The following is a 20,220-nucleotide window of genomic DNA, read 5'->3' on the forward strand; positions in this document are numbered from 1 at the left end:
CGGTCCCGAATCCTCGCTCTCGACGTCGTTCGCGGCTTCGCCCTGTGCGGGATCCTGCTGGTCAACCTGCCCTCGCTGTTCAACCTCAACTCGGTCGATGCCCACGGCGACCCGCTGGCCTTCTATCGCTTCTACGAAGACTTCGTGCAGAACCGGTTCTTCCCGATCTTCTCGTTCCTCTTCGGCATCGGCTTCGGGCTCATGTGGCTCAGCGCCTCCGAACGCAGCCCGCGCCCCCCGGCTGGCGCTGCTGCGCCGATTCGCCTTCCTCGGCGTCCTCGGCGTGCTCCATCAGCTGCTGCAGCCGGGGGAGGCCCTGCTGCCGTACGCCATCGTCGGAATCGTCGTGCTGCTGCCCTCGACCTGGATCCCCGCGCGGTTCCTCACGCCGGTCACAACGGTACTCGGGGCAGTTCTGCTGATCGCAGCGATCGCGAGCGGAGGCGGGCTCGCCGTCATCCCGGGCCTCTTCCTGCTCGGCTTCGCCACCGGATGCTCGGGCTTCGTCAAGCGCACACTCGACCATCCCGGTCGGCTCGCCCTCGTCGGATCACTCGCCCTGGCCGTGACCCTCATCGGTTTCGCCGTCACCGACTATGAGACGCGCCAGATCGACCAGTGGATCAACGCCGGACTCGGAATGACGATGGCTTTGACCTATGTCGTCGTCATCGTCCTCCTGCTGCGCACCCCCGCCGAGGCGGTCCTGCGGATGATCTTCTCCCCGCTGGGCGAACGGCGCTGAGCAACTACGTCGGAGCGACCGTGATCATGATCGGCGTCCGGTTCGTCGTGCCCGACCTCAGCAGGTTCGACTCCCACGGCGGCTACCTCGTCGGTCTCATCATCTGCCTGGGCATCATCATTGTGCAGGTGGTCGGTTCGAGCCTGTGGCTGCGGTTCTTCGGTCAGGGGCCGCTGGAGAAGCTCTGGCGCATCGTGACCTGGGGGCGGCGGTCGGGAGCCGGCACGAGCCATCATCGCGAATGACACGTGGCAACCGCTCTCGAGACAACCTGGCAGCAAAGCCGAACGAGCGATCGCACTCGCAGGGGCATCCACATGCACAGGCCTCGGTAAGTACTGGTCTCAGTGAATTGCAATGGCAGTTTCGAAGACGACCATCTCAAATGCATATCGTTTAAGAGAACTGTAGTGAGGATTTGAGTTATCCGACGTTGAGACGGATAGCATGACGACTGTTAGCGCAGTCATCAGCATGGTTGCGATGACGGCGTGCCCTGCTCCGCCTGTGTGCGGAAAAGGTGAAATGCGAGTTGGAAATTCAGATTGCATTGTTCGGCTCAGTGTGGGCGTTGATGAGTGACCAGCATCAGTACGATGGTGAGACGTCATCTGCACTGCTTCGTGTCGACAATCGAATAAGTGCGGAGGAAACGGGTTTGACGGATATTGCTGATCAGCTGAAGATCTTGGCGACCAAACTTGAGAGGACGAGAAACGATCTCAATACCGAGGAAGCTACGAAAACGACGCTGATAATGCCGTTCATCCAGAGTGTTCTGGGTTTCGACGTCTTCGACGGTACAGAGGTCATCCCAGAGTTCATCGCGGATGTGGGAATGAAGAAGGGCGAGAAGGTCGATTTCGCTATCGTCAATGACGATGAGATTGCAATCTTGATCGAGTGCAAGAAGGTCGGCGAGCCGCTCAGTCTTGAGAACGCCGCACAGCTGTTCCGCTACTTCACCGTGACAACTGCACGCATCGCGATACTGACAAACGGCAACGACTACCGGTTCTACACAGATCTGGACGCTCCGAACAAAATGGATTCGCAGCCGTTCTTGGAACTGCAATTGGAAGATCTTGACAGCAGTCTCTTCCCTGAGCTCGAAAAGCTCCGCAAATCGAACTTCGATCTTGAATCCGTTCTGTCAGCCGCTGAAGAACTCAAATATGTGTCGGCGGCGAAAAGGGAGTTCGTCGCTGAGTCGCGAGAGCTCTCCTACGATATGGCGAGTGTGTTTCTCCCGAGGATCTACAGTGGGCGCTTGACGGCGAAGGTCCGCGAACAGCTCACTCCCTTGGTAGCGAAAGGCTACGCCCAATTCATCTCCGACCAGGTCAACTATCGACTCCAGACAGCCTTGGGCGGCTCTCAGCGCTTCGAAGCATCTCCGTCTTCGAATGAAGAGGATGAGACGCTTGCTGAGCCATCGCCATCAAGAGACAGCGATGTTGTGACCACTGTCGACGAGATTCAAGGGCATCTGATCGTTCGCGCAATCTTGAGCCGAGAATACGACCCGACCCGAATCACGATGAGGGACACGAAGTCCTACTGCGGGATCCTGATGGACGATAACAATAGAAAGCCGATCTGTCGGTTCCATTTCGACAACCCGGACAACCTGAGAATAGGGCTGTTGGACGAAAACAAGAACGCCACTCTCCACCATCTCAATGGTCTGCCGGAGATCTACCAGCACACTGACGCGCTGCTCGAGGCTGCAGCCCGGTACGCCTGATCCGTATCCGATCCCTGGCAGTCGACGTCGAATCGGCTGCCGGGGATGAACGTGTGGCTGGGGGCGGCGGTCGGGCCCGCAGCCTCACGAGTTCACACGGATGACTTCCTCTTGATAGGGCGCGATGACGTCGGGGGAGATCCGCAGGTCGAGGACCAGGAACCTCCGGTCCTCGACGGGGGTGGCGTTCCACTCATCGACGGCGTCGAGATCGGCCAGGGTCCTGACGACGACGCCCTGGCCGCCGGCGGCCGTGCCCAGTGCCGCGAAATCGATCTCGTCGATGAGCATAGGGGTCTTGTCCAGGCCCTTGAGCCCGTAGAGGTTGACCTCGGCACCATAGGCGGCATCGTTGAAGACCACGGCGATGCCCCGCCCGGCAGCCGAGCGGATCGCGGTGTCGAGATCCGACAGGGCCATGGCCCCGCCGCCGTCGCCGGTGGTGAGCACGATCGTCGAGTCCTGGTTCGCGCGGGCCGCCCCGGCCACGCTGTGCCAGCCGAGCCCGATCGATTGGAAGGCCGTGCCGACCATCGCCATCCGGTCCGGGGCGCTGGGCTCCCAGAACATGTTCGCCCAGGCGATGAAATGTCCGCCGTCGGAGACGACGACGCGATCGGACGGCAGCAGTTCGCCGAGGCGTGCTGCCGCCGCACGCGGATCGAGTCGGCCGTCGGAGGCGAATTCAGTTCCGGCCTCATAGGCCCGGTCGGCCGCGGTGTCGACGGTCTCGCGCCAGGGGCCGGAACCGCGGGAGTCCGGCTCCGGTGCACATGTGCGGAGACGTGACACGAGCTGCCCGGCGGCGAGTCTGGCGTCCGAGCGGATGAAGCCGCCGACTCGGGAGTTCGTGGCGCGGTCGTCGGTGTCGACCTGCCAGACGGAGGTCGAAGGGTGGAAGAGCTCGCCGAAGCGCATGGTGAACTGATTGAGAGAGGCACCGAAGACGACGGCGACATCGGCCTGCCGAATCCTCTCCATCGCAGCCGGAGCGCCGAACCCGCCGGCGACTCCGAGGTCGAATTCGGACTCCGGGAAGAGGTTGCGGCCCAGAGCCGTCGTCGCGGTCAGGGCACCTGTGGCGGCAGCGAGTTCGCCGAGTTCGGTCGTGGCTCCGGCCAGCCAGGCGCCGCGGCCGGCGAGGAGGAGCGGACGCTTCGCCGCGGAGAGCTCCTCTGCCAGACGGTCGAGCGAGACCTGGGCGAATTCGGAGTCCGGAGCCAGGGGAGCGGCTCCTGCCGGACCGGGCACCTCGGGAATGGTGCCGATGTCGACGGTGGCGACATCGTAGGGGATCGCCAGCACCACCGGCACACGGTAGGTCAGAGCATGCTCGATGGCGGTCACGGTCGCCGCCGCGGCATCGACGCGGCCGACGGTGTAGGTGCGCACGCCCACGGCCGAGGCCATCGCGATCTGGTCGACGTCCCACGGCCGCGGTCCCGAGGTCGGTTCGTCCCCGACGACGAGCACGAGCGGGACGTTGGCCTGGGCCGCCTCGGCGAGGGCGGTGAGGGTGTTGGTGAACCCGGCACCGTAGGTCGTCGTCGCGGCTGCGATCCGGCCCGAGGTGCGGAAGTGGGCATCAGCGGCGACGACGGCACCGGCTTCGTGGCGCACCGGTGTGTAGTTCGCCGAGGTGGAGGTGAGGAGGGCGTCGAGGAAGTATGCGTTCCCGTTGCCCATGAGTCCGAAGACCTCGGTGATGTGTGTGGTCAGTGTGTGGGCGACATGTGCCGAGGTGTGAGCCATGCGAGTCCTTTCGCGAATGAGATATGGAAGAAACGATCCATATATGTCTCACTCGCGGGCGACCGCGGCTTCGCACCCCTTTTTCGGGCACCGGCGAAACGGCATCAACCGGATCTGTCGTCGATGCCGGCCTGACTCTTCGAATATAGACGACCCGCGCACCTGCGGCAAAGTCCGCGGCCCCGGTGTCAGCGGCTCAACCGCTCCTTCCATGCGGCCATGATCGCCGGATCCGTCGGCTTCGAGACCAGGGAACCGATGACGTAGCCCAGCAGCGAGGCGATGAGGCCGAGGTAAATCGCCTCGTTCGCATAGATGTCGATGACGATCATGATCACGATCGTGGTCACCGCGCCGAGGATCATCCCGGCCATGACGCCGACGATCGTGCCGCGACGGAAGATCAGACCGCCGAGGATGGGGATGAACAGGCCCGCCACCAGCAGGTTGTAGGCCACGGTCAGGGCCTCGACGACGCTGGGCATGATCATGGCGAGAACCAGCGTGACGACGCCGAGGACGATGAGGTAGATGCGCGAATCGCGGACCTCATCACCGGTCTCGCGGACCAGGGACCGCACCAGCGTCGACTTCGCCCCACCGTCCGAGCTGCCGTCCGGGCCCGGGTGCTCGGTCGTGGTCTCGGGCAGGATGTCCTTGCGGGCCAGGATCGGTTCGACGATGTCCTGTCGGCACACGGTCGAGGCCGCCATGAGCGATCCCGAGGCCGTGGACATCATGGCCGCCAGGGCCGCGGCGAGGACGAACCCGCCCAGAAGCGGTGACATCGCGGCGTCGACGACGGCGACGAACACATCGTCCTGAACCTCGATGCCGGGCACGATCTTCGTCGCCGCCATGCCGATGAGCGCTCCGGCGACGGCGTAGGCCAGGCAGTACACGCCGGCCGAGAACCCGCCCCAACGCGCCACGCCGGGGCTGCGAGCGGTGAACACGCGCTGCCAGATGTCCTGACCGATGAGCAGACCGAGGGTGTAGATGAGGATGTAGCCGAGGATCGCCTGCCAGCCGATGCCCACCGGACTGGTGTGCTCGGCCGGCAGTCCGGAGAACAGCTGGCCCAGGCCGCCGGACTTCGAGAGCACGACGGGCAGCATGATGAGGAAGATGCCGATCGTCTGGATGAAGAACTGGACGAAGTCCGTCAGCGTGATCGACCACATGCCGCCGAGCATCGAATAGAGGATGACGATGCCGCCGCCGATGAGCACCGACCAGAACTTGCTGAGGTCGAACAGGGCGTGGAACACGGTCGCATAGGCCACCGTCGACGTCGTCGAGATCATCAGACCGTAGGCGGTCATGATCGCCCCGGACACGAACCGCGAGCCCTTCCCATAGCGGAGTTCGAGCATCTGCGAGACCGTGTAGATCTCGAGTCGCTGGATTCGGGGAGCGAAGAACAGGGACAGGGCGATGATGCCGAGCCCGATCGCGAACACCAGCCACATGCCCGACAGCCCGGAGGTGTAGCCGAGGCCGACGCCTCCGATCGTCGATGCCCCGCCGAGGACGACGGCCGACATCGTGCCCGTGTAGAGCAGTCCGCCGAGGCGGCGTCCGGCAACGAGGAAGTCCTCCTGGTCATTGGCCTTGAATCGGCCCCAGATTCCGAATCCCACCATCGCGGCGAGATAGATGATCACTACTAAGGAGTCCACAGCGACCCTCTCTGTCAGTCAGGCCTCAGGAGCCTGCGGTGATGTGAATGGCAGTGGGCACTCGGCGTTCGAGTGCGGCGGCGACGGCCCCGGGCAGGGCCTCGTCGATGTCCGCCTCGGCGATCCTCACCCCGGCCCCGCCCATAGACTCGCCGAGCCGCGCGAAGTCGGGGCGGGCCAGGCGGACGGCGAAGGGTTCGATGTCCCGCTCGACCATCTGGCCCTCGATCTCCGCGTAGCCGCCGTTGTCGACGATGACGAAGGGGATGCCCAGGCCCAGCTCAGTGGCCGTCATGAGCTCCTGGACGGAGAACATGGCGGCCCCGTCGCCGAGGACGCATGCGACGGGACGGTCGACGTCGGCGACCTTCGCCCCGAGTGCGGCGGGGATGCCGTAGCCCAAGGTGGCGAAGCCGGGCATGTAGAGCAGCTGGTCGGGTGTGGACGCGGACAGGGCGTGCACCGTCCCGTCGTAGGTCACCTGTGAGGAGTCGCCGGCGATGACGACGTTCGGGCCAGCCCCCTGCTCGACCAATCGAGTGACCCTGGCGCCGATCGAGTCGAAGTCGAAGTCGGAGCCCCAGCCCTGACGGATCCGTGCGGTGCGCTCGCCTCCGGTCGCCCGCGCCGAGGTGACCGTGGCCGGATCATCGGATGCGAAGGTCGCGTCCGCAGACGAGGCCCGGTCGGTTTCGAGTGCGGCCATGACCGCGGTGAGGAACTCGGAGGCATCGGCGCAGGCGAGGATGTCCCCGGGCAGATTCTTGTTCAGCTGGTCAGGATCGATATCGCAGCGGATGACGCGTTGGCCCGCGGCCCCGTCACGCACCCCGACGGCCGACTGCGCACCGATGAGTCCGCCCCACAGATCGGAGTCGGCGAGTTCGGAACCGAGCACGATGAGCACATCGGCGGCAGCGGACTCGGCCTGCACACTGGGGAAGCGGACATTGGACCCGAGTGAGAGCGGATGGTCCTCAGGCAGAATGCCTTTGCCGTTGGCCGTCGTCGCCAGCGGAGAATCGATGAACTCGACGAACCGCTCGACTTCCGCACGGGCTCGGCGGGCACCGCCGCCGGCGATGACGAGGGGGCGGGTGGCCGCGGCGATCGCCTCGGCGGCCCGGGAGACGACATGGTCATCGAGGCCGGGACGGCGACCGGCGAACGGGGCCGGCACGCTGCCGTTCCACGCGCCCTCGAGCACATCGAGCGGGACCTCGATGTGGACGGGTCCGGGCCGGGCCGAGGAGAACATGGCGAAGGCCTCGGCAACCGCCTGTGCTGCGCCTTCGGCCGTGCGGGTGCGCTGGGAGGACACGAGGAGGCGGTTGAGCGCGCCGGAGGAGTCCTTCGTCTCGTGCAGCATCCCGACATCGGCGCGTTCGAATCCGGTCGGCACTCCGGGGGAGAGGATGAGCATCGGCCGGGACTCCGCATAGGCGGTCGCCGCCGCCGTGATGACATTCGTCAGTCCCGGCCCCGAGGTCGTGATGACGACTCCGGGCCTGCCGGAGACGAGGAAGTACCCATCGGCGCCGTAGCCGGCCGCCTGCTCGTGCCGGGGAGTCACGGCCCGGATCCCGAACTCCGACAGGTGCCGGTAGAACTCGAGGTTGTGGGTGCCGGGGATGCCGAAGATCGTGTCGACGCCATGGGCGGCCAGAGTGGCCACGACGGCACGACCGCCGTTGCGGAAGTCCTCAGCCCGATTCATCGCCGCACACCGAGGGCGTCGCCGGCCGGGCCGGTGGGCTCGGCCGAACCGTTCTTCTCGGCGGCCCACAGCGACAGGATCTCGTAGCCGACATGGGCCGCGGCCAGACCCGTGATCTCGGCATGATCGTAGGCCGGGGCGACCTCGACGATCTCGGCGCCGACGACGTTGAGTCCCTGCAGTCCGCGGATCGAGCTGAGCAGCTCGCGGCTGGTCATTCCGCCTGCCTCCGGGGTGCCGGTGCCGGGGGCGGCCGCGGGATCGAGGACATCGATGTCGACGGACAGATAGACGGGGGCGTCGCCGAGGCGGGAGCGCATCCGGGCGACGACATCGGCCACGGACGCGAACTGGTACTCGTCGCTGCGGATGATCTGGAAGCCGAGGACCTCGTCGTCCTCGAGGTCCTCCTTCCCGTAGAGGGGTCCGCGGATGCCGATGTGCATGCAGGACTCGAGATCGAGCAGACCCTCTTCGCTGGCGCGGCGGAACGGGGTGCCGTGCGTGTACGGGGCACCGAAGTAGGTGTCCCAGGTGTCGAGGTGGGCATCGAAGTGGAGGACGGCGATCTTCCCGTGTGTCTTGTGCAAAGAACGCAGATTCGGCAGGGCCAGGGTGTGGTCGCCGCCGAGGGTGAGCAGGCGGGCTCCGTCGGCGCGCATCTGGTCGGCATTGGCCTCGACCGTGGCGATGGCCTCTTCGATGTCGAAGGGATTGACGCCGAGGTCACCGCAGTCGGCGACCTGCTGCCAGGTGAAGGGGTGGACGTTCGTGGCCTGGTTGTAGGGCCGCAGCAGCTTCGACGACTGGCGGATGTGGGCGGGACCGAACCGGGCGCCAGGGCGGTAGCTGACACCGGCGTCGAAGGGGATGCCGATGACCTTGACGTCGATTCCTTCCCCGGGGCGCTGTGCCTCGACTTCGTCGATGCGCGGCAGCAGTCCGAAGGTCGGGGGACCTGCGTAGCGGGGGGTCTTGCTGTAGTCGGCCGGGCCGAGCGGCTGCGACGTCACTGGCACTCTCCTTCATCGGGTGTTGCGGGCCCGTCGAATCGGTGTCGACGGATGATGTGCCATCAGCCTAGGACGTGGTGCAGACTACACCGATATCCGTCATGGAGGAATTGATCATCAGAGTGTCCATTGCGGATAGAATCGGTTCCATGGTCACTCTGGGACAGCTCTGGGCGCGCAGCGAACTCGCCCTCGACGTCATCGTGGATCCGCCGACGGCCAGGGATCAGGAGGTGACGATCGTCCATTCCTCCGAGCTGCCGGAGGTCGACGAATGGCTGGCCGGCGGCGAGGTCCTGCTGACCATCGGCGTCGGTCAGGACCTCGGCGCCGAGGCCGTCGGAGACTACGTCGCGCGGCTCAAGAGCGTGGGAGTGCACGCACTGGGCATCGGTCTCGGCTCCGATCTGACCTGGGAGCGGGTTCCGCCGGCCCTGATCAGGCACGCCGAAGCGGTGGGGCTGGGCCTGTTCGGAGTGCCCGAACCCGTCCCGTTCGTCGCGGTCGTCGATGCATTCACCCGCATGCGTGAGGCCGAGACGAACCGCGAACTGACACGAGCCAGCAGCGCCGCGCGACGGTTCGCCAATGCTCTGGCCCATCAGGGCCCGGCCGCTCTGGTCGCCGATCTCGCCGAGACGCTGGGGACGGAGGCGAAGTTCGTCTCGCCCACGGGCAGGGCCCTGGTCGGTGACGACGCCGAGGACGGGGTGCGGCTCGAGCTCATCGCCGAATCGTGCAAACCGTCGCTGGCGCCGCGTCTGGTGCGTGCCGGGGACTCCTTCATCGAGGCGGTGCCTTTGGGCGATGAGGAGATCCGCGGGTGGCTGCTCGTGCCCGCCGCGACCGGCGGCCGGCCGCAGACACGCTCGCTGCTGCTGTCGACGGGGGCGGCGCTTCTGGGATGAACCTCGCCGAGCTGCCGACCGGGGATGGGGAGGCACCTCTGTTCACGACTGCTCTCACGGTCGGCGAAGCGCAGGCCGAATGGGTGCGGGCGACAGGGCTGGCACCGGTGGCGAAGACCGGCATGCGCATCTTCGGTGGAGCGCGCGGGGACGCGCCAGAGCGCCTGCTCGCCGATGTCACCGGGCGCGGTCTGCTCACGCGGGCGGGGTCGATCCTCGGCGTCGTCGGTGTCGACGACCCGGTGCAGGAGGCGCTGATCGGGCAGGTGGCCGAGGTGACCGGTCTGGAGCTGCTGATGGAGAAGGCGGTGCCGCCGGCTCAGATCCATCGCACCTGGGCCCTGTGGCGGTCCCAGCACGAATCGGCGACCTCCGAGGTCAGATCGCTGCTGTCATCGGTCGACGCCGCGGTGGCCGAACGCTTCGTCGACCGCCTCCTCGGTGAGCTGATCCGAGCCAGGGGCGGGCAGGAGCTGCTGGCGACTCTGCAGGCGTTCATCAGCACTGGGGGAACCCGGGAGCGGATCGCCGCCGAACTCGGCATCCACCGGCACACCGTGCGGGCCCGGATGGCCAAGATCGAGAAGCTGCTCGGTCGCGACCTCTCCCGAGCCGAGGAGGTTCAGGCCGTGGCCATGGCCCTCGAACTCGCCGAACTCCAGCCGAACGGTCTCGGCCGCACCGACCTCATCCGAAGTGTTCGGCCCGGAACGCCTGCGCGATCTCGAGGACTCGGCTGAGGGCCTCGGGCTCTCCGATGCTGATGCGCACGCCCTCGCCGAGGTTGCGCACGGCCACGGCGCGTTCGACGCAGGCGTCTTCGAACGCCGACGACAGACTGCCCAGCGGCAGCCACACGAAGTTCGCCTGCGCCTCGGGCACCTCCCATCCCTGGTCGCGCAGAGCCTCGGCGAAGTCGTCGCGGGCCGTCGCGATCTGCCGTGCCCTATCGAGGACCCGGTCCCAGCGGCGGAGGGATTCGAGTGCCGCGGCTTGGCTCATATCGGTCACGCCGAAGGGGATGACGGCCTTGAGCAGGCCGTCGATGACCTGCGGGTGAGCCACGGCGTAGCCGACTCGCAGCCCGGCCAGCCCGTGGGCCTTGGAGAAGGTGCGCACCAGCACGAGATTCGGATAGTCCCTGACCAGGTCCACACCGCGTGCGCGGCCGGCAGCCGTGGCGAACTCCCAGTAGGCCTCGTCGAAGGCCACGAGCACATGGGACGGCACCCGATCGAGGAAGTCCCGCACTTCCTCATCCCGCAGCACCGGGCCGGTGGGGTTGTTCGGTGAGCAGAGGATGATGAGGCTGGTGCGGTCGGTGACCGCCGCCGCCATCGCCTCGAGATCGTGGCGACCGTCAGCCGTCAGCGCCACCTCGATGCGCTCGGCTCCGACCAGACCCGTGGTCTGCGGATACATCTCGAACGACGGCCACGGGTAGATGGCCTCGGTGTTCTGGTCCGAGGTGATCTCGGTCAGCGCCACGAGCAGTTCGCTGGCACCGGTGGTGACGACGAGTTCGTCGAGGTCGACGTCGAGGCGTTCGGCCAGTCCCTGCCGCAGTGCCTGTGCCGCGTCGTCGGGGTAGTGGGCGGGATCCTTCGCCTGTTCGGCCATGGTCTCGAGCACCTCGGGCAGGGGAGGGAGGAAGTTCTCGTTCGAGGAGAGCTTGTACGGTCTCAGACCCTCGACCTGCCGAGGCGGTTTGCCCGGCACATAGGGCGGGAAGGTGTCCAGAGCGGCCCGCAGGCGGGGCGTCCGGGTGGCGGAGGATGCGGAATCGGCAACGGTCATGGGCTCATGATGTCACAGCCGAGTCACCAGGGCTTCTCCGGCGTCGACCGACCGCCGTTGCCGCGGGGCCCCTGCTCATGCTGGTGCCGTTCGGACTCCTCTCCGCGCTCCTCGAGCTCCTCGCGCTTCTTCTCGCGTTCGGACTTGTTCCCGGAGTCTTCGGACTCCTCGTCCTCCGAACCCTGCTGCTCGTCACCATCGGAGGTCTCCTCATCGTCGGAGGACTCATCCTGCGAATCCTCGTTCTGAGAGTCCTCGTCGTCGTCTCCCTCCTCCTTGGCCTTCTCGCCCTCCTTCTTGTCCTCGACGCGTTCCTTGGCGGTCTCGCTCTTCTGCTTCTCTTCGCTCTCGTCCGGTTGGCATTCCTTCGGGGCGTCTTCGAGCGTCTTCAACGACCGGTCGTAGAGCTCCTGCGACTGTTCGGGGTCCTGTCCCGCGACCTCATCGGCCTGCTTCTCGTAGACGAAGGACAGGTTGATCCGCACCGCGCATTCGGCCGAGGCCGGTGCGATCTCGAGCGCGGCTTCGAGGTCGGCCTGGGCGGCATCGTAATCGCCGACGGCCGCCTCGGCGGTGCCGCGATTGAAATAGCCGATGTGGCGCTGAACGGGGCTGAAGTGGAGGAAGACGCTTGCGGCTCTCTTCGCTCCGGGGAAGTCGTTGGAGGTGTAGCGGACCTGCGAAGCGGTGCCGAAGTAGGCGGTCACGGCAATGTAGCTGAAGACCAATGCGGCGATGGTGCCGATGATGAGGTTGATCTTCGTGATCCGACGCAGCCGTGACCACAGCCCCTTGAGGCGGTTCATCGCGGGCCTCCTCTCTGCCCGGGACCGGATCCGGCCGTCGCGCCTCGGCGAGGGGTGATCGCCTTCAGTCGCAGGTATTCGCGGACGCCGAAGACCAGCTCGACGGCGATCCAGGCGAAGACGAGGATGAGGGGGACCCAGAAGTATTCGTCGACGGTGGTCCGACCGTCCTTCTTCACCAGGGCCTGATCGAATTCCGGGGCGGTGTACACGCTGGAGATCTCGCCGCTGCCGTCCCGGTGGTGGTAGTCGACGCCGAGGTCGGACGCGATCTGCTTGAGGTTGGTCTCATCGATCTTCGAGATGCCCGGGTTGCCGTCCTGGTCTTGGACGTATTCGCCCTCTGGCCCGTTGTCGTCCGAGCCGCCGTCTGCCGAATCGTCGTCGGAGTCTCCCAGACCGGGTTGGTTTCCGTCACCGGTGTCACCGATGCCGGCTTCGGAACCGAACGGCTGCGTCTGCCGCATCTTCCCGCCCTCGGCGGTGCCGTAGCCGAAGACCGCGCCGCTGTCGATGCCCGAGGCGAAGGAGGCCCAGGAGTCGGGGTCCTGCGATACGGTCTGCTCCCCGTCGCCGAAGTAGAACACGACGTTCTTGTTCTCGGGACGGTCTTCGTCGTTGGCGCTCATGCGCTTCTCGAGTTCGTCACCGGCATCGGTGATGGACGAACCCTTGGAATTCAGGGAGTTCTCCGGTGCGAGGACGTCGACGGCCGAGGCGAAGGCCGCGTGGTCGGTCGTCAGCGGCATCACCGTCGCCGCGGTCGAGGCGAAGGTGATGATGCTCAGGCGGGTGCCCGGGAACTCCTCGGCGAGTGCGAGCATGTCGTCTTTGACTCCCGACAGGCGCGTATCGTCGCCGTCGAAGTCCTCGGCGGCCATCGAAGTCGTCGTGTCGACGACGAAGTACACATCCGCTTGGGCCTCGTACTCCTCGGTCGAGGACTTGATCGGGATGCCGGGACGGGCCAGGGCCAGAGCGAGGACCGCGACGACTCCCATGCGCGCGAACCACTTCCACCGGGGCCCGGCGCCGCGGACGGCCGGGATGATGCACACGGTGAGCAGGGCGAGGACGACGAAGCCCCAGCCGAACCAAGTGAAGACGGGGTCGAAGATCATGATTTCGTCCTCCACGCCAGCACGAACACTCCCGCGAGACCGAAGACGGCGAGTCCGAGTGGGACCGCCGGCATGTCATGGACGATGGTATGCGAACGGCCGGGAGTGTTCTCGGCCTCCTGGCTCTGGATCTCGTCGACGATGCGGTCGATGGTCGAGGCCGATCCCATGTCGAACTGCTTGCCGCCGGTGCGGTCGGACACCGACCGCAGCTCCTTCGTCTGAGTGGTCGTCAGAATCGACGGCGGGGACAGACTGTAGACCCGCACGTCGGCGTCGACGGCGATATCGGCGGCCTCATTGAGATCGAACAGGGGCTCGCCGGCGAGCATATTGTCCGTGGCGAAGACGATCGAGCGGGAGCGCGTCTCGTCCTGGCGGTCGAAGTTGTCGACACAGGAGACGAGTCCGTCCCCGATGAGGGAGGAGCCGCCGATGTTCGGCGGCGACGTCGACCAGGAGTAGTCGGTGCCTTCGGCGCCCCATGTGCGGAAGCCCTCTTCGGCCTCGGAGAGGAAGTTCTGCACCATGTCGTAGTCGTCGGTGAGCGGAAACGCCGAGACGGCCGTGGCGTTGAATACGGTCATGCCGATGCGCTCGCCGTCGAAGCGGTCGACGAGCTCCTGGTAGGCCTCGAGCAGATCGGCATCGTAGCCGAGCATGGAGCCGGAGACGTCGAGGCAGAGCATGACATCGCGCAGCTTCTTCTCCGGGTTGACCGTTTCGATCCAGGCCGGTCGGGCGATGCCTGCCAGCGTTGAGATCCCGGTGAGGACGATGACGCCGAGGAATGCGACCGAGGTGATCAGGCGCCGGCGCATGGCCCGGCGGAAGCCGGGCAGACTGGTCATCCGGCCGCTGTGGGCCACGGCCAGGGAGGACGCCGTGGCCTTCGGGCGGCGGAAGAGGAAGACCCCCGCGGCAGCGAGGACGAGCAGGATGAGGGCGAGCCACCAGAACATCAGGACCATTTGGCCACCAACTCTCTGGCATCGACGATCTGAGCCTGCAGATCGGTCGGTTCGGTCTCGGCGAACTCCGCTTCGTAGAGTCCCCTCAGGCATGCGGCGAGGTCATCGAGCCCGGCGACCGCGGCATCACGGTAGGTGAGATGTTCGGCCTTGACTCCCCAGGCATCGCGGGCGAAGTCGCGGACGATCTTCGCCAGCTGCCGAGCCGAGTCGCGGACGTCCGCGGACTCCGACCCCAGGGACGTCTCCACGGTCGCGATGCGCGAGAGGTAAGTGCTGCGCACGGGGATCGGGATGCGCGGGCCCGCCGCCTCGGTCGCTCCGGCGGCGAGTCGGATGAGCGGGGCGAAGAGGTTGGACAGAGCGATGAGCAGCACGAAGCAGACCGCGACGTACCACGCCGGCGAGATCTGCAGAGGTGCGACGAGTTCAGCGGGGCCCACGGCGATGCCTCAGCAGTAGGGTGTGGAGGCGGCCCAGAGCCGCCTTCGGGTGGTCGACCTCGGCATGGGCGATGCCCAGTTTCGCGAGCATATCGATGCGATGCTGCCGGCGGGCCGCCTCGGCGAGGGCGAATTCCTGCCTCACCTCGGGTTTCGCCATGACGGATGTCGGCAGTCCGTGGGCGGGACGGGCGATGTCGAACGGCGCCGAGGCGGCCGGCAGCCCCGCGAGGTCCGCATCGGTGATCGTGATCCACAGGACCTCGTGTTGGGCCCGCAGCCGACGGATCGCCGCTTCCTCCTCCGGCCCCAGGGGAGCCTGGTCGGAGATGACGACGAGCAGCATCCGATGGCTGATGTGGCTGCTGATCCACTGCAGCTGTGAGCGGATCGAACCGGCAGCCGCGGTGCCCGTTTCGGCGAGGATCTGCTGCAGCAGGTGTTCGAGGTGGGCTTCGCTGCCCTTCCTGGGGGAGGCGGTCGTGCGTTCGGCGTTGCCGTGGATGAGCATGACATCGTCACCGTGGCGCACCGCGAGGTATCCGACCATCCCGGCCATGAGGATCGCCAGGTGCCGTTTGTCCGCCCCCGCCGAGGTCACGGCGTCGAAGTCGCGGGAGGTGTCGACGACCAGGCCGAGGATGTGCCTGCGGTGAGCGACATAGCGTTTGACCAGGGGGTCGGTATGCCGGGCGGTGGCCTTCCAGTCGATATCGCGGATCTCGTCTCCGGGAATGTAGTCGCGAAGATCGTCGAAGTCGAGGCTGTGGCCGTGGAAGACCGAGGAGTAGTCGCCGTCGAGCAGCCGCCGGGTGCGGCGATGGGCGTGGATGGTCATCCGCGCCTTGATGCGATTGAGCAGGACAGTCATCGTCGTCGCCGATCAGGGGGTGGGCACGGCCATGAGGAGGGCATCGACGACCTGGGCGCTCGTGATGTTCTCGGCGGCGGCTTCGAAGTTGAGCTGGATCCGGTGGGCCAGAACCCGGTGGGCGAGGTCCTTGATGTCCTCGGGGATGACGTAGTTGCGGCCGCGGATCATCGCCAGCGCACGCCCGGCAGTGGTGAACGCGATCGAGGCACGCGGGCTGGCGCCGTACTCGATGAACGGGGCGAAGCGGCCGAGGTACTTGCCCGTGTTGCGGGTGGCGTGGACGAGTTCGACGAGGTACCGGGTGATCGCGGGGTCGATGTAGATCGTGCGCGCATAGCGCTGCATGGTGACCACATCGTCGAGGGTGCAGGTCGGATTCGGGATCGAGTCCCGGTCGAAGACGCCGGAGTCGAGGCGGGAGAGGATCTCGACCTCTTCGATGGGGTCCGGGTGGGTCAGCAGGTCCTTGATCATGAAACGGTCGAGCTGGGCTTCGGGCAGCTGATAGGTGCCTTCCTGCTCGATCGGGTTCTGGGTGGCCATGACGAGGAAGGGGCGGGGGAGTTCGAAGCGGTGGCCGCCGATGGTCGTCTGCTTCTCCTGCATGGCCTCGAGCATCGCCGACTGGGTCTTCGCCGAGGATCGGTTGATCTCATCGAGGAGGACGATATTGGCGTGCACAGGGCCGAGGACGGTGTTGAACGACCCCTCACGCGCGTTGTAGATCTGGGAACCGATGATGTCGGCCGGCAGCAGATCGGGGGTGCACTGGATGCGGGAGAACTTCCCGTCGACGGCATTGGCCAGGGCCGCGGCGGCCGTCGTCTTCGCCAGACCCGGGACGCTCTCGAGCAGCAGGTGTCCGCTGGACAGCAGACCGATGAGCAGCGATTCGCGCAGACGCTGCTGGCCGACGACGAAATGGTCGAGGTAGGACTCAAGACCGTTGAGGATCGTCTGCGCGTGGGCGATCTCCTGGGTGTTGGCCGGTGCCGTTGCCGTCATAGTCGTCAGCCTCTCGGTTCGTCGCGGTGTGGTCTCCAGCATATTGGCTGGCACTGACATGGGACAGCCGAAGTCGTGACAGTGCTGACACACGACACCGACCGGCGCGTGCGGCCGTGCCCTGAACCGGGATGCCGTCGGCCTCTTCTGCGTCAGTGGCGACCTGTACCGTCAGTCGAACCCGGATCGATCAGTCGGAACACCGACCCGACCGGTCGGGAAACCGGCTCGAGCAGTCGCTGCGGCCGGAACCGTCGGCGAAGCCCGTGCCCACCAGGGAATGGAGGTGGAAGGAAAGGGGCGCGGGAACGAATGAGCCTGGTCGCTCACGATGTGACCATCGCCTCGAAAACGAGGCGATCGATGCCGCGGCTCGATCCTGAGAGGGGGGGGTGGAGAAACGGATGCGACACACCCACAGGAAAATTTCTTTTCTGTGGAAATCGGTGGAAAACCTCGGCGGGAAACGGTGGGAAAAACGACCCGTCGACCGCTGATCCCAGTGTCCTCGCTGGTGACCGAACTACACGCGTGTCGTTCACAGGCTGTGGACGAATGTGGACGACGAAGACACAGGGTGTGGAACGACGTAACCACACTGGTGTAACACTGGATATAGGGGTAGGGTCGTACCCGAACACAACATCTAGTGGTCGTCCCTGAGTCTGCGACTCGTGATCTTCATCATGATTCGGCAGGACAAGGGCGCGGTCACACCAAGAGAAACGCGGAGCCGCAAGGCAGAAATGAGGAGTCGTCATGATCACCGTGTACACCAAGCCGGCTTGTGTCCAGTGCAATGCAACCTACCGTGCGCTCGACGCCAAGGGGCTGAAGTACAAGTCGGTCGATCTCAGCGTCGACGAGAACGCCCTCGACGTGGTCAAGGCCATGGGCTACATGCAAGCTCCCGTCGTTGTCACCGACAACGATCACTGGTCGGGCTTCCGCCCCGACAAGATCGCCACTCTGACCGGCGAGCAGACGGCTTCCGTCGTGGCCTGAGATGCTTCTCGTCTACTACTCCAGCAGCTCTGAATTCACCCACCGCTTCGTCGGCAAGCTGCGGCATCCGGCCCGCCGGATCCCTTTGCTGACGAAGGAGGAGTCGCTGAGAGTCGACGAACCGTTCGTCCTTATGACCCCCACCTATGGGGCCGGCAGAAACCAAGGTGCCGTTCCCAAGCAGGTCATCAAATTCCTCAATATCGAAGAGAACCGACGCCATCTCATCGGCGTCATCGGCGCCGGAAACACGAACTTCGGCGAAGATTACTGTCGCGCGGCCCAGAAAGTCGCCGACAAATGTCAAGTGCCCCTCATGTACCGAGTCGAACTCCTGGGAACCCCGGAGGACGTCGACGCGGTGAATCTAGGATTGGACAAACTGTGCGCGAGCTCGCTGAAGACCGCAATGTAGAGGACATCATCCGCGAAGAGACCGACATGGACTACCACGCGCTCAACGCCATGCTCAACCTGTATGACGAGAGCGGACGGATCCAATTCGAACGTGACCAGCAGGCTGCTCGGCAGTACTTCCTGCAGCACGTGAACAACAACACCGTCTTCTTCCACGACCTCAAGGAGAAGCTCGACTACCTCGTCGAGAAAGAATACTACGAGCCCGAGGTCCTCGAACAGTACTCGTTCGAATTCATCGAAGGACTGTCGAAGCGGGCCTACGATCAGAAGTTCCGCTTCCAGACCTTCCTCGGTGCCTTCAAGTTCTACACCTCGTATACGCTCAAGACTTTCGATGGCAAGCGCTACCTCGAACGCTTCGAGGACCGCGTCGTCATGGTCGCGCTCTTCCTCGCCCGCGGCGACGAGACGCTGGCGACCCAGCTCGTCGACGAGATCATCACCGGACGCTTCCAGCCGGCCACGCCGACCTTCCTCAATGCCGGCAAGAAGCAGCGCGGCGAGCTCGTCTCCTGCTTCCTGCTGCGCATCGAAGACAACATGGAGTCGATCGGCCGGTCGATCAACTCCGCTCTGCAGCTGTCCAAGCGCGGCGGCGGCGTGGCGTTCGCCCTGACGAACATCCGTGAGTCGGGTGCCCCGATCAAGAAGATCGAGAACCAGTCCTCGGGCGTCATCCCGGTCATGAAGCTGCTCGAGGACTCCTTCTCCTACGCGAACCAGCTCGGGGCTCGTCAGGGTGCCGGTGCCGTCTACCTGCACGCTCACCACCCCGACATCTACAACTTCCTCGACACCAAGCGTGAGAACGCCGACGAGAAGATTCGGATCAAGACCCTGTCGCTGGGCGTCGTCATCCCGGACATCACCTTCAGACTGGCCCAGCGCAACGAGGACATGTACCTCTTCAGCCCCTACGACGTCGAGCGCGTCTACGGGGTGCCGTTCTCTGACATCAACGTCACCGAGAAGTACACGGAGCTGGTCGACAACGCGGCGATCCGGAAGAAGAAGATCAACGCCCGCGAGTTCTTCCAGACTCTGGCCGAGATCCAGTTCGAATCCGGCTACCCGTACGTGATGTTCGAAGACACCGTCAACAAGGCGAACCCGATCGACGGCAAGATCATCATGTCCAACCTGTGCTCGGAGATCCTCCAGGTCTCCGAACCCAGCAAGTACGACGACGACCTCGGCTATGACGTCGTCGGCAAGGACATCTCCTGCAACCTCGGTTCGCTCAACATCGCCCTGACGATGGATTCCGACGACTTCGGTCAGACCATCGAGACCGCCATCCGCGGCCTCACCGCCGTCTCCGAGACCTCGGACATCCAGTCGGTGCCGTCGATCGCACGCGGCAACGACATGTCGCACGCGATCGGCCTGGGTCAGATGAATCTGCACGGCTACCTCGCCCGTGAGCGCGTCTACTACGGCTCCGACGAGGGTCTGGACTTCACGAACATGTACTTCTACACGGTCGCCTACCACTGTGTGCGGGCGTCGATGGAGATCGCGAAGGAACGCGGCACCGCCTTCGCCGGCTTCGAGCGTTCGCAGTACGCCAGTGGTGAGTACTTCGACAAATACACCGATGAGGTGTGGGAACCGCGCACCGATCGTGTCAAGGAGCTGTTCGCCGAGGCGGGTGTGCACATTCCGACTCAGGAGGACTGGCGCGAACTCAAGGCTCAGGTGGCCGAGCACGGCATCTACAATCAGAACCTGCAGGCCGTGCCGCCGACGGGTTCGATCTCGTACATCAACAACTCGACCTCGTCGATCCATCCGGTGGCCTCGAAGATCGAGATCCGCAAGGAAGGCAAAGTGGGGCGCGTGTACTACCCGGCGCCCTTCATGAACAACGACAACCTCGAGTACTACCAGGATGCCTACGAGATCGGCTACGAGAAGATCATCGACACCTACGCCGAGGCCACGAAGCACGTGGATCAGGGGCTGTCGCTGACTCTGTTCTTCATGGACACGGCGACGACTCGTGACATCAACAAGGCGCAGATCTACGCCTGGCGCAAGGGCATCAAGACCATCTACTACATCCGGCTCCGGCAGCTCGCGCTGCAGGGCACGGAAGTCGAAGGCTGCGTTTCCTGCATGCTCTGATCATCGAATTCGGCGGACCGAGGAGACTCGGTCCGCCGGCTTCATGCCGGCCCGCTTCGAACAGTGGGCCCGGGCATATGACGTACC

General features: G+C 65.1%; 19 protein-coding genes. 8 read left to right on the plus strand and 11 right to left on the minus strand.

Annotated elements, in window-relative coordinates:
• The first annotated feature begins 283 nt into the window (after window positions 1-283).
• The 3 genes from IG171_RS18975 (at window position 284) to IG171_RS02890 (ending at window position 2,492) form a co-directional block, all read left to right on the plus strand.
• Window positions 284-745, plus strand: coding sequence for a hypothetical protein (locus IG171_RS18975; RefSeq protein ID WP_249203999.1), 462 nt, complete (start codon window positions 284-286; stop codon window positions 743-745).
• A 20-nt stretch (window positions 746-765) separates the two neighbouring features.
• Window positions 766-990 (plus strand): DUF418 domain-containing protein, encoded by a 225-nt coding sequence (locus IG171_RS18980; RefSeq protein WP_249204001.1) that lies wholly within the window; start codon window positions 766-768, stop codon window positions 988-990.
• A 329-nt stretch (window positions 991-1,319) separates the two neighbouring features.
• A complete protein-coding gene (locus IG171_RS02890; RefSeq protein WP_212129756.1) occupies window positions 1,320-2,492 on the plus strand; it encodes a type I restriction endonuclease in 1,173 nt (390 codons plus the stop codon).
• An 84-nt stretch (window positions 2,493-2,576) separates the two neighbouring features.
• Here the strand turns inward: IG171_RS02890 and IG171_RS02895 are convergent, their stop codons facing one another.
• The 4 genes from IG171_RS02895 to speB all read right to left on the minus strand — a co-directional run bounded on the left by IG171_RS02895 (window position 2,577) and on the right by speB (window position 8,656).
• Window positions 2,577-4,244, minus strand: coding sequence for a thiamine pyrophosphate-binding protein (locus IG171_RS02895; protein WP_212129757.1), 1,668 nt, complete (start codon window positions 4,242-4,244; stop codon window positions 2,577-2,579).
• 188 nt (window positions 4,245-4,432) lie between these two features.
• Window positions 4,433-5,890 carry a sodium:solute symporter gene (locus IG171_RS02900; RefSeq protein WP_249204276.1) on the minus strand — a complete coding sequence of 486 codons (1,458 nt, stop codon included), beginning with the start codon at window positions 5,888-5,890 and terminating at the stop codon, window positions 4,433-4,435.
• 61 nt (window positions 5,891-5,951) lie between these two features.
• Entirely contained in the window at window positions 5,952-7,643 is a 1,692-nt protein-coding gene (locus tag IG171_RS02905; RefSeq protein WP_212129759.1) for a thiamine pyrophosphate-binding protein, read from the minus strand.
• The gene (speB, locus tag IG171_RS02910) at window positions 7,640-8,656 is read right to left on the minus strand and encodes an agmatinase (protein WP_212129760.1); all 1,017 of its coding nucleotides are present in this window, start codon (window positions 8,654-8,656) and stop codon (window positions 7,640-7,642) included. Before speB ends, IG171_RS02905 begins: the two co-directional genes overlap by 4 nt.
• A gap of 149 nt (window positions 8,657-8,805) precedes the next feature.
• Between speB and IG171_RS18985 the strand changes: the two genes are divergently transcribed.
• Together IG171_RS18985 and IG171_RS18990 are read left to right on the plus strand one after the other, a co-directional pair.
• Window positions 8,806-9,564, plus strand: coding sequence for a PucR family transcriptional regulator ligand-binding domain-containing protein (locus tag IG171_RS18985; protein ID WP_249204003.1), 759 nt, complete (start codon window positions 8,806-8,808; stop codon window positions 9,562-9,564).
• Entirely contained in the window at window positions 9,480-10,304 is an 825-nt protein-coding gene (locus IG171_RS18990) for a helix-turn-helix domain-containing protein (protein ID WP_249204005.1), read from the plus strand. Before IG171_RS18985 ends, IG171_RS18990 begins: the two co-directional genes overlap by 85 nt.
• Here the strand turns inward: IG171_RS18990 and IG171_RS02920 are convergent.
• The 7 genes from IG171_RS02920 to IG171_RS02950 are packed head-to-tail and all read right to left on the minus strand — an operon-like array spanning window position 10,252 to window position 16,581.
• Window positions 10,252-11,361 carry a histidinol-phosphate transaminase gene (locus IG171_RS02920; RefSeq protein ID WP_212129762.1) on the minus strand — a complete coding sequence of 370 codons (1,110 nt, stop codon included), beginning with the start codon at window positions 11,359-11,361 and terminating at the stop codon, window positions 10,252-10,254. The genes IG171_RS18990 and IG171_RS02920 overlap by 53 nt on opposite strands.
• 23 nt (window positions 11,362-11,384) lie before the next feature.
• On the minus strand, window positions 11,385-12,167 hold the full coding sequence (locus IG171_RS02925; protein WP_212129764.1) for a tetratricopeptide repeat protein: 783 nt from the start codon (window positions 12,165-12,167) through the stop codon (window positions 11,385-11,387).
• A complete protein-coding gene (locus tag IG171_RS02930; RefSeq protein WP_212129766.1) occupies window positions 12,164-13,288 on the minus strand; it encodes a VWA domain-containing protein in 1,125 nt (374 codons plus the stop codon). The genes IG171_RS02925 and IG171_RS02930 overlap by 4 nt, the downstream gene beginning before the upstream one ends.
• Window positions 13,285-14,259 carry a VWA domain-containing protein gene (locus IG171_RS02935; protein WP_212129767.1) on the minus strand — a complete coding sequence of 325 codons (975 nt, stop codon included), beginning with the start codon at window positions 14,257-14,259 and terminating at the stop codon, window positions 13,285-13,287. The genes IG171_RS02930 and IG171_RS02935 overlap by 4 nt, the downstream gene beginning before the upstream one ends.
• Window positions 14,250-14,702, minus strand: a complete 453-nt coding sequence (locus IG171_RS02940) for a hypothetical protein (RefSeq protein ID WP_212129768.1) — start codon at window positions 14,700-14,702, stop codon at window positions 14,250-14,252. Before IG171_RS02940 ends, IG171_RS02935 begins: the two co-directional genes overlap by 10 nt.
• Window positions 14,689-15,573, minus strand: coding sequence for a DUF58 domain-containing protein (locus tag IG171_RS02945; RefSeq protein ID WP_212129769.1), 885 nt, complete (start codon window positions 15,571-15,573; stop codon window positions 14,689-14,691). Before IG171_RS02945 ends, IG171_RS02940 begins: the two co-directional genes overlap by 14 nt.
• 12 nt (window positions 15,574-15,585) lie before the next feature.
• Entirely contained in the window at window positions 15,586-16,581 is a 996-nt protein-coding gene (locus IG171_RS02950; protein WP_212129770.1) for a MoxR family ATPase, read from the minus strand.
• Window positions 16,582-17,340: 759 nt separating this feature from the next.
• On the opposite strand from IG171_RS02950, the gene nrdH reads away from it, so the two are divergent.
• The 3 genes from nrdH to nrdE are packed head-to-tail and all read left to right on the plus strand — an operon-like array spanning window position 17,341 to window position 20,133.
• The gene (gene nrdH, locus IG171_RS02955) at window positions 17,341-17,586 is read left to right on the plus strand and encodes a glutaredoxin-like protein NrdH (RefSeq protein ID WP_166973050.1); all 246 of its coding nucleotides are present in this window, start codon (window positions 17,341-17,343) and stop codon (window positions 17,584-17,586) included.
• A gap of 1 nt (window position 17,587) precedes the next feature.
• Entirely contained in the window at window positions 17,588-18,001 is a 414-nt protein-coding gene (nrdI, locus tag IG171_RS02960; protein ID WP_212129771.1) for a class Ib ribonucleoside-diphosphate reductase assembly flavoprotein NrdI, read from the plus strand.
• A 26-nt stretch (window positions 18,002-18,027) separates the two neighbouring features.
• Window positions 18,028-20,133, plus strand: coding sequence for a class 1b ribonucleoside-diphosphate reductase subunit alpha (gene nrdE / locus IG171_RS02965; RefSeq protein ID WP_212131501.1), 2,106 nt, complete (start codon window positions 18,028-18,030; stop codon window positions 20,131-20,133).
• Window positions 20,134-20,220 lie beyond the last annotated feature (87 nt).

It is taken from the genome of Brevibacterium sp. SMBL_HHYL_HB1, assembly GCF_018208375.1.
In the GTDB taxonomy this organism is placed as follows: domain Bacteria; phylum Actinomycetota; class Actinomycetes; order Actinomycetales; family Brevibacteriaceae; genus Brevibacterium; species Brevibacterium intestinavium.

Excerpts from the sequence above, each read along its gene's own strand:
- nrdH (WP_166973050.1), top strand. The coding sequence starts at position 17,341 with ATGATCACCGTGTACACCAAGCCGGCTTGTGTCCAGTGCAATGCAACC.
- IG171_RS02950 (WP_212129770.1), bottom strand. The coding sequence starts at position 16,581 with ATGACGGCAACGGCACCGGCCAACACCCAGGAGATCGCCCACGCGCAG.
- IG171_RS02930 (WP_212129766.1), bottom strand. The coding sequence starts at position 13,288 with ATGATCTTCGACCCCGTCTTCACTTGGTTCGGCTGGGGCTTCGTCGTC.
- IG171_RS02935 (WP_212129767.1), bottom strand. The coding sequence starts at position 14,259 with ATGGTCCTGATGTTCTGGTGGCTCGCCCTCATCCTGCTCGTCCTCGCT.
- IG171_RS02945 (WP_212129769.1), bottom strand. The coding sequence starts at position 15,573 with ATGACTGTCCTGCTCAATCGCATCAAGGCGCGGATGACCATCCACGCC.
- IG171_RS02905 (WP_212129759.1), bottom strand. The coding sequence starts at position 7,643 with ATGAATCGGGCTGAGGACTTCCGCAACGGCGGTCGTGCCGTCGTGGCC.
- nrdE (WP_212131501.1), top strand. The coding sequence starts at position 18,028 with ATGGACTACCACGCGCTCAACGCCATGCTCAACCTGTATGACGAGAGC.
- IG171_RS02920 (WP_212129762.1), bottom strand. The coding sequence starts at position 11,361 with ATGACCGTTGCCGATTCCGCATCCTCCGCCACCCGGACGCCCCGCCTG.
- IG171_RS18985 (WP_249204003.1), top strand. The coding sequence starts at position 8,806 with ATGGTCACTCTGGGACAGCTCTGGGCGCGCAGCGAACTCGCCCTCGAC.
- nrdI (WP_212129771.1), top strand. The coding sequence starts at position 17,588 with ATGCTTCTCGTCTACTACTCCAGCAGCTCTGAATTCACCCACCGCTTC.
- IG171_RS02890 (WP_212129756.1), top strand. The coding sequence starts at position 1,320 with ATGAGTGACCAGCATCAGTACGATGGTGAGACGTCATCTGCACTGCTT.
- IG171_RS02900 (WP_249204276.1), bottom strand. The coding sequence starts at position 5,890 with ATGGTGGGATTCGGAATCTGGGGCCGATTCAAGGCCAATGACCAGGAG.
- IG171_RS02895 (WP_212129757.1), bottom strand. The coding sequence starts at position 4,244 with ATGGCTCACACCTCGGCACATGTCGCCCACACACTGACCACACACATC.
- IG171_RS02925 (WP_212129764.1), bottom strand. The coding sequence starts at position 12,167 with ATGAACCGCCTCAAGGGGCTGTGGTCACGGCTGCGTCGGATCACGAAG.